We start from the raw sequence: 13,386 nt of genomic DNA, 5'->3' as shown, positions 1-13,386 counted from the left end.
AAAAATATCGGGTTAACAACTTGTTATATAAGATATTTTAAATTAAAAAAAGCGTTGTGGTTGATGGAAAAGGGAACTTCGCCAGTATAAAGTGAAGAAAAAATTAAGTTTTATATGATCTTTGGGAGAGCAATCATGAGGATGTTTTTAACAACACAGCGTAACTCAATAGAGGTTCTTCGTGGGTGACTTACTGCTGGATCTGCCTGGTTACATTAAGTTTTTTGTTGGGCTGTTTGCACTGGTCAATCCTGTTGGTATTTTGCCGGTTTTTATCAGTATGACTCACTACCAAGCCCAATCGGCGCGTAATAGAACTAACTTTATTGCTAATATTTCTGTTGCCATCATTTTATGGACAGCTTTGCTGTTAGGTGACTCGATACTGCGTATGTTTGGCATTTCCATTGACTCTTTTCGTATTGCCGGTGGGATTTTGGTTGTGACCATCGCGATGTCGATGATTAACGGTAAACTTGGAGAGGACAAACAGAATAAGCAGGAAAAATCAGAAACAGCCGTTAGAGAAAGTGTTGGTGTGGTGCCGCTGGCATTGCCGTTAATGGCAGGTCCCGGTGCAATCAGTTCTTGTATTGTCTGGAGTTCTCGTTATCAGGGATGGCAGAATTTTATTGGGTTGGTGCTTACCAGCGCGTTGTTTGCTTTTTGCTGTTGGTTATTATTTCGATCTGCACCTTTAGTCGTCAAATATCTTGGGCAAACAGGCATTAACGTTATCACCCGAATTATGGGGCTGCTATTGATGTCTTTGGGGATTGAACTGATTGTGACGGGGATCAGAGCGCTATTCCCAGGGTTGCTTTGATATGATTTACGATAAAAGGTGTTAGCTCTCTTTCTGGTGAAATTACAAATTATAATATTCTTATCATCTTTATTATAAAGCCTATTTCATAGGCTTTTCTCCCTTCTTTTACCGGTACTTCCTGAATTTTATACAAATAACCCAATATTTTTCTAAATTATTCTTTCCTGCTAGTTCAATGTGTAACTGGTTGCTTCCACCACTGTTTTGTGATGAATGTAGGTTTTTAATTTGCATTGATTGCAATTTGTTAAAATTATGTTTATTTTCATCTTTAGTCTAGCTTTGTTTACTATTTTAGTTAAGTTTTAAGTTGATAATGTTATACATATCAATTAGTTGTAATGAATTTTGGGATATTTTATCAATTAATGTAATAAGTTGTACTAAGTTGTTTGTAAGGATGATTTTTGCAATATGGGAGCGATATTTTAACAATTGGTATGATAAGTTGCCTTTAATATTTAATCCGTTACTTTGGGTTAAATAATGTGAAGATACCGGCCTTGATGGGATATGTGGAATGAACCGGTCCATCAAACTGGAGGTAAAAAATGAAGATCAAACGATTAAAATTACATAAGTTTATTTCCTGTATATTTTTATTATCGGCGTTTTCTGTTACAGCCGTGTCTGCCGCTGAACTTCCAGATGGTGTGAAACTTGCGGATAAACAGCAGATTATTATTAATAATGGCGCAGAAGTTGCTTCGCTTGATCCACATAAAGTCGAAGGTGTTCCAGAAAGCAACATTATTCTTAATCTCCTGGAAGGGCTAGTGAGTACAGGCTCCGAGGGGGAAGTTGTGCCAGGTGTTGCGGCCCATTGGGAAAATCAGGATTACAGGGTATGGACTTTTTACCTGCGTGATAATGCTAAATGGAGTGATGGAACGCCTGTCACTGCCCACGATTTTGTCTATAGCTGGCAACGGTTAGCTGACCCAAAAGTGGGTTCACCTTATGCCAGCTATCTTCAATATGCTTACGTTGAAAATATTAGTGATGTTCTAAAGGGTAAAAAATCGCCTGATCAGTTGGGTGTAAAAGCGCTGGATGATCATCGTTTAGAGGTGACTCTGACGCATCCTGTGCCTTATTTCGTCAGTATGCTCAGCCATACGGCAATGAAACCGGTGAAAAAGGATGTAGTTGAAAAGTTGGGCAATAAATGGACGCTGCCAGAAAATTATGTCGGTAATGGGGCGTATCTGTTAAAAGAGTGGGTGGTCAATGAGCGGATAGTGATCGAACGCAACCCGCGATATTGGAACAATGCAAAAACAGTTATTGATCAAGCGACTCTTTTACCCCTTCAATCCGAAACCAGTGATATTAACCGCTATCGTAGTGGAGAGGTAAATATCACCAACAGCGCCATTCCGCCGACTCTGTATCAGAAAATGAAAAAAGAGCTCCCTGAACAGGTTCGTGTCAGTCCTTATCTTTGTACGTTTTATTACGAAATTAACAATAAAAAACCGCCGTTTACTGATGTTAGAGTTCGAGAAGCCGTCAAATTAAGTCTCGACCGGGATATTATCGCGGGGAAAATTATGGGGCAGGGGCAAATACCGGCTTATGGTTTCACGCCAATATTTATCGGTGGTGGCGATTTTGTTAAGCCAGAATGGGCTAATTGGACACAGGAACAGCGCAATAAACGCGCCAAAGAATTGTTAGCCCAAGCCGGTTTCAATCAGGCGAATCCATTGAAGTTCACCTTGTTGTACAACACCTCTGAGCAAAATAAACAGCAGGCTATTGCTGCCGCTTCCATGTGGAAAAAGAATCTGGGAGCGGAGGTGATTTTGCAGAATCAGGAATGGAAAACCTCCCTTGAAAGCCGCCATCAAGGGAATTATGAGGTGACCAGAGCAACCTGGTGTGCTGACTACAATGAACCTACAGCATTTTTAAACATGTTGTTGTCAGACAGCAGCAATAACACGACTTTCTATCAAAATAAAAATTTTGATAGCTATCTGGAACAGGCACTAATTGCTAAGGATGCTATTGAGCGTAAGAAATTATACCAACAAGCCGAGTTTCAATTGGATAAAGACTCGGTGCTGATTCCCGTTTATTACCGGGTGAGTGTACGGCTAGTTAGCCCATCAGTGGGAGGGTTTTCAGGGAAAGACCCATTGGATTATATGGATATTAAGCGACTGTATAGGATAAAAAATTAGACAGTCGCTTTATTCAAAAGAGTTACTGAGATCCTGCAAACAAAATCGTTCCTTTTGTATGCGGGTAGTAATCCACCCCTTATTTCTGGGCCGTCAGGCTGATAACAAATCTGACGGTATAAAATTGGAGTAGAAAAAGATGATAAACACAACGAAAAAGAGACTACTTACTGTCAGCATCAGCGCTGCACTGAGTATAGTAATGGCAAGTCAGGTCTTTGCTGCAAAAGTGCCTGATGGTGTTCAATTAGCTGATAAACAGGTTTTAGTCCGTAATAACGGCTCTGAACCGCAATCGTTAGACCCGCATAAGATTGAAGGAGTACCAGAATCACATTTGGCCCGCGATCTGTTTGAAGGGGTCGTCATCGTTGGTCCGAATGGCGAAATTTTACCGGGTTCTGCGACCAGTTGGGAAAATAAAGACTTCACCGTCTGGACATTCCATATGCGTAAAGATTCCAAGTGGTCTAATGGTGACCCTGTCACAGCACATGATTTTGTTTACAGTTGGCAACGTCTGGCCGATCCTAATACTGCTTCTCCCTATGAAAGTTACCTCCAGTATGCCCATATCACCAATATTGATGACATCATCAGTGGTAAAAAGAAACCAGATGCTCTGGGAGTAAAGGCGCTGGATGACTATACATTGCAGCTTACATTGAGCGAAGCGGTTCCTTATCTACCAAGGCTTTTGGCTCACTCTTCAATGTCACCGGTGCATAAAGCGACGGTAGAAAAATATGGCGAAAAATGGACTCAGTCACAGAATTTTGTCGGTAATGGGGCTTATAAACTGAAAAATTGGGTAGTTAACGAACGTATTGTGATGGAGCGCAGCCCAACATATTGGGATAACAAAAATACCGTTATTGATCAGGTTACTTTCCTGCCAATTTCGTCAGAGGTCACGGATGTAAACCGTTATCGCAGTGGTGAAATTGATATGACTTATACCAATTTACCGATTGAGCTATTCCAGAAGCTGAAAAAAGAGATCCCGGACGAATTACGCATTAGCCCACTTTTATGTACTTATTACTACGAAATTAATAACGAAAAACCCCCATTTAATGATCCCCGCGTTCGTACCGCACTGAAATTGGCTATGGACCGCGACATTGTGACCAATAAAGTAAAAGCACAGGGTGATATCCCGGCTTCCGGTTATACACCGCCGGTGACTGATGGTATGAAAGAGATGAAACCGGTGTGGTTTACTGGTTGGAGTCAGGAACAGCGCAACCAGGAAGCCAAAAAATTACTGGCGGAAGCCGGTTATACTAAAGATAATCCACTGAAGTTTAACTTGCTTTATAACACCTCTGATCTACATAAAAAAATTGCAATCGCGGTATCTTCTGTTTGGAAGAAAAATTTAGGTGCTGATGTTCGTTTAGAAAACCAAGAGTGGAAAACTTTCCTTGATACTCGACATCAAGGGAATTATGACGTAGCCCGTGCTGGCTGGTGTGCCGATTACAACGAACCTTCTTCATTCCTGAATTCAATGCTTTCTTACAGTAGTAATAACACGGCTCATTATAAGAGTGATGAGTTTGATAAACTGATGAAACAATCTCTGAAAGTGGCAACAGATGATGAGCGTGCTGCTGTTTACCAGCAAGCAGAAGCGCAGTTAGATAAAGATTCGGCTATTGTCCCTCTCTATTACTATGTGAATACCCGGTTAGTGAAGCCCTATGTTGGTGGCTATACAGGGAAAGATCCTTTGGATAATTTACACACCAAAGATTTTTATATTATCAAACACTAACGTTTTAAAGCAGCCCGGAGAGGGCTGCTTTAGGGTCAAATTATTTTAAGGCCAGGGTTGAGGGCCAACACATAGGAACGGGCGATGCTTAAATTTATTTTACGCCGTTGTTTAGAGGCGATCCCGACACTTTTTATCCTTATCACTATTTCGTTTTTCATGATGCGGTTAGCGCCGGGCAGCCCATTTACCGGTGAACGGAAATTGCCACCAGAAGTGCTGGCAAATATTGAAGCGAAATATCATCTGAATGATCCAATTTATAAACAATATTTTGATTACTTAATTCAACTCACTAAAGGAGATTTTGGGCCCTCTTTTAAATATAAGGACTACTCTGTTAACGATCTCGTGGCAACAGCGTTTCCAGTATCGGCTAAATTAGGCGTCTCGGCATTTATCATGGCGGTTGTCTTGGGGGTCAGCGCCGGGGTTATTGCGGCACTTAATCAAAATACCAAATGGGATTATACGGTTATGGGGTTCGCCATGACGGGGGTTGTTATCCCGGGGTTTGTCGTGGCACCGTTACTGGTGCTGGGGTTCGCTATTCATCTTAAATGGCTACCGGGAGGAGGCTGGAATGGCGGTGCGCCTAAATATATGATTTTGCCGATGGTGGCATTGTCTTTGGCTTATATCGCCAGTATCTCCCGTATTACCCGGAGTTCAATGATAGAAGTGCTGCACTCTAACTTTATTCGTACTGCGCGAGCTAAAGGGTTGCCATTGCGCATCATTATTTTCCGCCATGCTTTAAAGCCCGCATTATTACCGGTTATCTCTTATATGGGGCCTGCTTTTGTCGGCATTCTTACCGGCTCAATGGTGATTGAAACGATCTTCGGGTTACCGGGAATAGGGCAGTTGTTTGTTAATGGTGCATTGAACCGTGACTATTCGTTGGTGTTAAGTCTGACTATTTTAGTTGGTAGCTTAACGATTCTGTTCAATGCGATTGTTGATGTATTGTACGCTGTTATCGATCCGAAGATTCGTTATTAAGACTGGAGCACGCAATGATAGTTAATAAACAAAATAGCGAAGCTCTGGAAAATTTCTCTGAGCAATTAGAAATTGAAGGCCGTAGTTTGTGGCAGGATGCACGACGTCGTTTTATTCACAACCGGGCAGCGATTACCAGTTTGTGTTTGTTATCTTTGATTACCTTGTTTGTGATCTTGGCACCGATGTTAGCTCAATTTACTTATGACGATACTGACTGGGCCATGATGTCGATGCGGCCTGATTTTGAATCTGGTCACTATTTTGGTACCGATTCTTCCGGTCGTGATTTGCTGGTGCGTGTTGCCATTGGGGGGCGCATTTCATTGATGGTTGGGGTGGCAGCCGCTTTGGTGGCGGTCGTCGTCGGGACCTTATATGGATCATTATCCGGCTATATGGGCGGAAAAATAGATTCAGTCATGATGCGTATGTTGGAAATTTTAAACTCATTTCCATTTATGTTCTTTGTGATCCTGCTGGTGACCTTCTTCGGACAGAATATTTTTCTGATATTTATCGCCATCGGTATGGTGTCATGGCTGGATATGGCGCGTATTGTCCGCGGTCAGACACTGAGCTTGAAACGTAAGGAGTTTATTGAGGCGGCGTTGGTGTGTGGTGTGCCAACCCGTCATATTGTGCTGCGCCATATTGTCCCTAATGTGTTGGGAGTGGTGGTGGTTTATGCCTCTTTATTGGTGCCAAGCATGATTCTGTTTGAATCATTTCTTAGTTTTCTGGGATTGGGAACTCAAGAGCCGTTAAGCAGTTGGGGCGCATTGTTAAGTGATGGTGCGAATTCGATGGAAGTTTCCCCGTGGTTGCTGATGTTTCCCGCCGGTTTTCTGGTGGTGACACTGTTTTGTTTTAACTTTATCGGCGATGGCTTGCGTGATGCCCTCGATCCGAAAGATCGTTAAGGAGGTAACATGGACAGCGTTAGAAACCAGAAAAGTTCTGAGCCGTTGTTAATTGTTAAAGAGTTGGACGTGACTTTTAGTACCCCAGATGGGGATGTTACAGCGGTGAACAAGCTGAATTTTGATTTACGAGCAGGGGAAACACTAGGCATTGTGGGTGAATCGGGTTCTGGCAAATCACAAACCGCTTTCGCTTTGATGGGGCTACTGGCCAGAAACGGCAAAATTGGTGGTTCCGCTATTTTTAATGGCAGGGAAATTCTTAACCTTGAAGAGAAAGCGCTTAACCGCATGAGAGCAGAAGAGATATCAATGATATTTCAGGACCCAATGACATCTCTCAATCCCTATATGCGTATCGGCGATCAGCTTACAGAAGTATTGATGTTGCATAAGCATATGAGTAAAAGTGAAGCATACCTTGAATCGATACGGATGCTGGATGCCGTCAAAATGCCAGAAGCACTTAAGCGAATGCGGATGTACCCTCATGAATTTTCTGGTGGGATGCGTCAGCGTGTGATGATCGCAATGGCGTTGTTATGTCGACCAAAATTGCTTATTGCTGACGAACCGACAACCGCACTTGATGTCACGGTTCAGGCTCAGATTATGACTTTACTGAATGAGCTGAAACGGGAATTTAATACTGCAATTATTATGATTACTCACGATTTAGGGGTGGTTGCTGGTATTTGTGACAAAGTGTTGGTGATGTATGCAGGGAGAACGATGGAATATGGTTCGGCCCGTGAAGTGTTTTATCAACCAACCCATCCTTATTCTATTGGCTTGCTTAATGCTGTTCCACGTCTTGATGGTGATGAAGCATCGTTGACGACCATTCCCGGAAATCCACCTAACTTATTACGGTTGCCGAAAGGGTGTCCGTTCCAGCCACGCTGCCAGTTTTCAGTAGATCGTTGTGTAAATTGTGAACCAAGGTTAGAGACATTTGGCAACGGGCGTTTGCGAGCTTGTTTTAAAGCACCGGGGGAATTGGTATGAGTCCGATTGAAGAAAGACGTGTGCTGCTGGAAGTAGCAGATCTGAAAGTTCACTTTGATATCAAAGATGGCAAACAATGGTTTTGGCAACCAACAAAAACCTTGAAAGCGGTTGATGGTGTCACATTAAGATTATACGAAGGGGAAACCCTTGGTGTGGTTGGTGAATCCGGTTGCGGTAAATCGACTTTTGCGCGTGCAATTATCGGATTGGTTAAGTCTTCCGGTGGTTCGGTAACGTGGTTGGGGAAAAGCCTGCTGGATATGGATGATAAACAGTGGCGGGATATTCGTAGTGATATCCAGATGATATTCCAAGATCCATTAGCATCCTTGAACCCGCGAATGACGATTGGCGATATTATCGCTGAGCCACTGCGCACTTATCATCCAAAGATGAAAGGGCTGGAAATTAAAGAGCGGGTAAAAGCCATGATGATGAAGGTCGGGTTATTACCGAATTTGATTAACCGTTATCCGCACGAATTCTCTGGTGGTCAATGTCAGCGTATTGGAATTGCTCGTGCGCTTATCCTTGAACCTAAATTGGTGATTTGTGATGAGCCGGTATCTGCACTTGATGTATCCATTCAGGCTCAGGTCGTTAACTTGTTGCAAAAATTACAACGGGACATGGGGCTGTCGCTGATTTTTATCGCTCATGATCTGGCGGTGGTTAAACACATATCTGACCGTGTATTGGTGATGTACCTTGGGCATGCTGTGGAATTGGGCACTTATGATGAGGTTTACCATAATCCACAACATCCTTACACCAAAGCGTTGATGTCGGCGGTACCGGTGCCTGATCCAGATAAAGAACGAAATAAGCACATTGAATTGTTGGAAGGTGAATTACCGTCACCTATCAACCCGCCATCAGGATGTGTTTTCCGTACGCGTTGCCCAATGGCAGATCCTGAATGTGCTAAAACACGGCCATTGATGGAGGGAAGTTTCCGTCATGCCGTGTCTTGTTTGAAGGTTGATCCATTGTAGTTATTGAGGAACTTTATAAGATATTCAATGTGAGAGTGACTTTTGGGGTTTTATATCAGGATTCAGACCTGCATTAAAACGGGTCGCTCTCACTTTTTGCAGAAAAAAGAGCAGATCAAAATAACTAACTTTAATTTTTCACTCTTTCCACAAAATATGGTAAATCGGGTGAGATTTTTCTCGACAAATAAGGATGCGGGCAAAAACATCGTTGATCTCAGCATCTTCAGATTCTGCTAGCCCGATAATGACTTCGGCAAAGAAATCAGGGGTTGGATTGAAATCCACGCGTTCAAGCCACTCATCAGAAGGGGGCAGTAATTCTGCACCGCCACGTATTTCGAATTGCAAGCTAAATAGCAGAATATCCGCGGGGTCAAGGTTGAACGAAGCCAGTTCGAGAAAGATGTCATAGGCTTTCTCAAGGGTTTCATCTTCTGTCATTCGGTTATTGAGGTCTAAATCCATAGCTTGTGAGGATCTGTTGTCCATATTGATTTATTCGTGGGTCATGATGAGGGAATTAAAGCATGATGAAGCATTGATTGGTACCCCCGTCTTTACAAGACGAGGGTATTGGTCACAATAGCGGACTAAAAAAGTAACAAATGCGCTCAATAATCCGATGCCACAAAGGGCGTTGTTCCCACTCACTGGTTTCCAGCAATGTGGAATGGGCGATGTAATCGTATTGCACCAGCGTTAGATCATTACCAAAGTTTTCATCATCAATCACCACGGTAATTTCGAAATTTAGCCACAGACTACGCATATCGAGATTAACGGAACCCACCATGCTGAGTTGGCCATCAACTAAAACGCTTTTGGTATGTAGCAATCCATCTTCAAATTGATAAATCTTAACACCGGCGTTTAATAGTTCAGCAAAAAATGCCCGGCTTGCCCAACGAACTAAAAAGAAATTATTTCTGCGTGGAACGATAATAATAACTTCAACTCCTCGTAAGGCCGCGGTGCAAATAGCATTTGTCAGGTCATCACTGGGAACAAAATAAGGGGTAGTTAAAATCAGTTGTTTACGGGCAGAGAAAATAGCCGTCATTAAAGATTGTTGAATCAATTCCTCAGGGAATCCGGGGCCGGATGCAATAACCTGAGTTGTGTGCCCACTGGCCTGTTCAAATGGCATAATATTGTTATCTGGTGATGGCGGAAAGATACGTTGACCTGTTTCCATTTCCCAGTCACAAGCGTAAATAACCCCCATAGTTGTGGTAACCGGCCCTTCCATTCGTACCATGATATCGATCCATTGCCCAACACCGGCATCTTGTTTAAAAAAGCGTGGATCGACCATATTCATACTGCCGGCATAAGAGATATAATCGTCTATCAAGATAATTTTACGATGCTGGCGCAGATCCATACGGCGTAGAAATAGACGGAATATATTGACTTGCAAAGCTTCAACAAATTCAATTCCCGCCTGGCGCATGATATCCGGGTATTGGCTACGGCAATATAACCAGCTACCGGCTGAATCCACCATAATACGGCATCTGACTCCTCGGTGTGCTGCGGCCATCAGAGCATCTGTCACTTGTTCAACCAAGCCGCCGGTTTGCCAGATGTAAAACACCATATCAATACTGTGTTTGGCATTCTCAATATCTTTGATAATGGTTTTTAGTGAATGGTCATAGGTTTTCAGTAGTTGGATCTTGTTACCTTTAACACCCGCCAGCCCTTGCCGTCGTTCGCAAAGCTGGAATAGTGGTGTCGCGACTTCGCTATTTTCTGTCGCGAAGATATGACGAGATTTGCGCAATTCTTCAAGCCATACGGTTGTTGAAGGCCACATGGCTTTTGCTTGTTCAACTCTGCGTTTTCCCAAATGCAGCTCACCAAATGACAGGTAAGCGATGATTCCAACTAAGGGAAGGATATAGATAATCAGCAGCCAGGTCATGGCAGAAGTGACCGGCCGGCGTTTTATCAGAATGCGTAAGGTGATACTGGCAACAATCAGCCAATAAAAGAAAATAGCAAGCCAACTTAGGACGGAATAAAAGGTTGTCATATTCGGCAATCAATCCTGTTTTGTTCAGACATCTTTGGTGGCGTTTAACGCGGTTTCCTCAAGACTAGGGTATATACCCGTTATCTTTCAAGCTGCCTCTTTGTTGGCTGCACTCTCTCACCCCGGTCACATAGTTTATCTATGCTCCCGGGGATTCGCTCCCTTGCCGTCGCGATGCAACTTGAAATCCATAGGGTATAAACGATCTCATTAACTTGGTGAATTTACCAAAAAATCGGCAAATATACTGCAAGCATCATACTTGATATTGGTCATTTCGCATTATTGATACAAAAAGTACTATCCAGATACGCCTTGGATATCTTTTTTAAAGGCTTATAATGAGCGTGATGTTTTTATAGGTAGATTTTATGAAACGTAGTCGGAATGAAGTAGGGCGGTGGCGGATGTTACGCCAGAATCTCAACCGCCGTCGCCGTTGGTTGGAAGGGCAATCAAGACGTAATTTGCGTATTTATTCATTACGTAAATTAGGTGGTTATAAACAGCGTCGAGCTTTATTGTTTGTTCAGCATGGCGAATGGATACATTGAAAAAATAATATTTTTGGCCTTATATTCACGCTCACCTACAATCTTTATTGAATATGATTGCTATTTGCATTTAAACTAGCAGTCATTCGAGGATTGACTTTATGCTGCTAATCAAGAATTCCCTTATGCGCTGGATACATTGGCCAATATTGTTGTCAGTTTGTTTACACGTTTCTGTTGCTGCCGCACTTTTTTGTTCTGCAATATCGGAAAAGCAGCCTGATGCTGCACTTATGTCTGTTGCTATGATTCAGTTAGCTGCCGAAGAAGCGCCTGTTTCAGAGCCAGCAGCGCCTGAACCTGAGTCAGAGCCAGAGGAGCCGGAACCTGTTCCAGAGCCGGTAATGCCAAAACCAGAGGTGAAGAAGCCGAAACCGGAAGTGAAGAAAAAGGTTGTTAAAAAGCAATCTGAACCCGTTGAAAAGAGGGCTGAACAACCGGAAAAGCCGTTGTTTAATCAGAATGCATTAGCTAACCGTACTGATAATAATCAGAATAAACCGGTGGTTAAACCGCAGAATGGGCCAAGAGCATTAAGTAAAGCATTACCTGTCTACCCATCCAGAGCTTCAGCCTTGGGCACCGAAGGTTATGTGAAAGTCAAATATGATATTGATGAAGACGGACGGGTAAAAAATATAGAAGTGATTGGTGCTAATCCACCCAATGTTTTTGAAAGGGAGGTGAAAAAAGCGATGAGAAAATGGCGCTTTGAAAAAATACCCGCGCTTGGTTATATCACAACCGTCGAATTTAAAATTACGGGTATATCTCAATCCTGATATTGTCGGGGAAATACAAATAAAAAAGGAGCATTATTAACGCGCTCCTTTTTCCATTAATGTTTATTCGCTAGTACTGCTAGCGAGTTGAAAGTGGGTTTTACCTTCTGGTAACCGACGTGAAGTATTATCTTCATTTACCGCAACATAAGTGAATACCGCTTCGGTTGCACGGTAGCGTTGGCCGACAGGTTCAGAGGCGACTTTCTTCACCCAGACTTCGATGTTGATGGTAATCGAACTGTTACCGGTTTTGAGACAATGCGCATAGCAGCAGACGACATCACCAACGGCAACAGGTTTCAGGAAAGTAATACCATCTACTTTGACAGTGACAACACGGCCTTCCGCAATTTCTTTTGCCAGAATTGCACCACCAATATCCATTTGTGACATTAACCATCCACCAAAAATATCTCCATTGGCGTTGGTATCAGCGGGCATAGCCAGTGTGCGGAGGACTAACTCTCCGTTAGGTAATTGTTGTTGTGTCATTGAAAATTTTACTTTATTTGATGAAAAAACAATACCTGCCTACAGACGATAGCAGGCAGGTATCCATTTGAATAGGGTTACTTCTGTTCGCGTGGCAGGTGACGGTAAATATATACTACACTGAGCACGGTGAAAACTAGAGTCAGGGCAGTCAGACCAAATACTTTAAAATTAACCCAGACATCTTGTGGTAACCAGAATGCGACATAAATATTAGCCAGTGCGCAGGCTGTAAAAAACAGCGCCCATGCCATATTGAGTTTATTCCAAACAAGATTGGGTAAAATTAACTCTTTTCCTAGCATTTTCTGAATAAGTGGTTTTTTCATAAACCACTGGCTGCCTAGCAAAGCTAATGCGAATAATGCATAGATTACAGTGACTTTCCATTTAATAAATAGATCACTGTGGAAAGCTAAAGTTAACGTACCGAAAACAGCAACCATGATAAACGTGATCAGGGAGGCTTTCTCTACTTTCCGGTAGATGAAATAAGTCATCGCGACAGCTAAACCGGTAGCGGCGATCAACGCCCCGGAAGCGTAGAAAATATCATACATCTTGTATACGACAAAAAAGACGACTAGAGGTAGAAAGTCTAAAAGTTGTTTCATATTTGAACCTATTGTAATTCCGGCATCTGATTATCTTTCAATAAAAAAGGTTTTTATCGATCGGTTTCGCACAATTTTACCATAAAGAGCGGTGTAATTAACTTCCGGTTGTCAGTGAACATATAACGCAGCATTATAACGAAAACCCGTTGAAAAATAAGAGGGCAT

At 42.6% G+C, this 13,386-nt stretch carries 13 protein-coding genes; 9 read left to right on the top strand and 4 right to left on the bottom strand.

Features of this window, described 5'->3' with window-relative positions; translation table 11 throughout:
- The first annotated feature begins 181 nt into the window (after positions 1 to 181).
- The 7 genes from SLS51_RS06555 (at position 182) to oppF (ending at position 8,732) form a co-directional block, all read left to right on the top strand.
- Positions 182 to 826: a YchE family NAAT transporter gene (locus SLS51_RS06555; RefSeq protein WP_323836632.1), complete on the top strand. Its 645-nt coding sequence runs from the start codon at positions 182 to 184 to the stop codon at positions 824 to 826.
- A 554-nt stretch (positions 827 to 1,380) separates the two neighbouring features.
- Positions 1,381 to 3,018, top strand: coding sequence for an ABC transporter substrate-binding protein (locus tag SLS51_RS06550; protein WP_323836630.1), 1,638 nt, complete (start codon positions 1,381 to 1,383; stop codon positions 3,016 to 3,018).
- 139 nt (positions 3,019 to 3,157) lie between these two features.
- The gene (gene oppA / locus SLS51_RS06545; RefSeq protein ID WP_323836628.1) at positions 3,158 to 4,798 is read left to right on the top strand and encodes an oligopeptide ABC transporter substrate-binding protein OppA; all 1,641 of its coding nucleotides are present in this window, start codon (positions 3,158 to 3,160) and stop codon (positions 4,796 to 4,798) included.
- 84 nt (positions 4,799 to 4,882) lie between these two features.
- Positions 4,883 to 5,803, top strand: a complete 921-nt coding sequence (gene oppB / locus SLS51_RS06540) for an oligopeptide ABC transporter permease OppB (protein ID WP_011146715.1) — start codon at positions 4,883 to 4,885, stop codon at positions 5,801 to 5,803.
- Positions 5,804 to 5,817: 14 nt separating this feature from the next.
- On the top strand, positions 5,818 to 6,726 hold the full coding sequence (gene oppC / locus SLS51_RS06535; RefSeq protein WP_323836626.1) for an oligopeptide ABC transporter permease OppC: 909 nt from the start codon (positions 5,818 to 5,820) through the stop codon (positions 6,724 to 6,726).
- A 9-nt stretch (positions 6,727 to 6,735) separates the two neighbouring features.
- Complete coding sequence (locus SLS51_RS06530) at positions 6,736 to 7,734, top strand: ABC transporter ATP-binding protein (RefSeq protein WP_112893871.1); 999 nt, start codon at positions 6,736 to 6,738, stop codon at positions 7,732 to 7,734.
- On the top strand, positions 7,731 to 8,732 hold the full coding sequence (oppF, locus tag SLS51_RS06525) for a murein tripeptide/oligopeptide ABC transporter ATP binding protein OppF (RefSeq protein WP_323836623.1): 1,002 nt from the start codon (positions 7,731 to 7,733) through the stop codon (positions 8,730 to 8,732). The genes SLS51_RS06530 and oppF overlap by 4 nt, the downstream gene beginning before the upstream one ends.
- Before the next feature lie 138 nt (positions 8,733 to 8,870).
- On the opposite strand, the gene SLS51_RS06520 is transcribed toward oppF, so the two are convergent.
- Together SLS51_RS06520 and cls are read right to left on the bottom strand one after the other, a co-directional pair.
- The gene (locus SLS51_RS06520) at positions 8,871 to 9,200 is read right to left on the bottom strand and encodes an HI1450 family dsDNA-mimic protein (RefSeq protein WP_323836824.1); all 330 of its coding nucleotides are present in this window, start codon (positions 9,198 to 9,200) and stop codon (positions 8,871 to 8,873) included.
- Positions 9,201 to 9,312: 112 nt separating this feature from the next.
- Positions 9,313 to 10,773 carry a cardiolipin synthase gene (gene cls, locus SLS51_RS06515; RefSeq protein ID WP_323836621.1) on the bottom strand — a complete coding sequence of 487 codons (1,461 nt, stop codon included), beginning with the start codon at positions 10,771 to 10,773 and terminating at the stop codon, positions 9,313 to 9,315.
- 371 nt (positions 10,774 to 11,144) lie between these two features.
- Between cls and SLS51_RS06510 the strand changes: the two genes are divergently transcribed.
- Positions 11,145 to 11,327 (top strand): YciY family protein, encoded by a 183-nt coding sequence (locus tag SLS51_RS06510; RefSeq protein ID WP_323836619.1) that lies wholly within the window; start codon positions 11,145 to 11,147, stop codon positions 11,325 to 11,327.
- 101 nt (positions 11,328 to 11,428) lie between these two features.
- The gene (gene tonB, locus SLS51_RS06505; protein WP_323836617.1) at positions 11,429 to 12,109 is read left to right on the top strand and encodes a TonB system transport protein TonB; all 681 of its coding nucleotides are present in this window, start codon (positions 11,429 to 11,431) and stop codon (positions 12,107 to 12,109) included.
- Positions 12,110 to 12,172: 63 nt separating this feature from the next.
- Here the strand turns inward: tonB and yciA are convergent, their stop codons facing one another.
- Together yciA and SLS51_RS06495 are read right to left on the bottom strand one after the other, a co-directional pair.
- On the bottom strand, positions 12,173 to 12,604 hold the full coding sequence (yciA, locus tag SLS51_RS06500) for an acyl-CoA thioester hydrolase YciA (protein WP_323836615.1): 432 nt from the start codon (positions 12,602 to 12,604) through the stop codon (positions 12,173 to 12,175).
- A gap of 77 nt (positions 12,605 to 12,681) precedes the next feature.
- The gene (locus SLS51_RS06495; RefSeq protein ID WP_323836613.1) at positions 12,682 to 13,218 is read right to left on the bottom strand and encodes a septation protein A; all 537 of its coding nucleotides are present in this window, start codon (positions 13,216 to 13,218) and stop codon (positions 12,682 to 12,684) included.
- Positions 13,219 to 13,386: the final 168 nt, after the last annotated feature.

Source organism: Photorhabdus africana (genome assembly GCF_035181445.1).
GTDB lineage: Bacteria > Pseudomonadota > Gammaproteobacteria > Enterobacterales > Enterobacteriaceae > Photorhabdus > Photorhabdus laumondii.
Note: the sequence above shows the minus strand (reverse complement) of the source record. Positions and strands in the feature narration are given on the sequence as shown.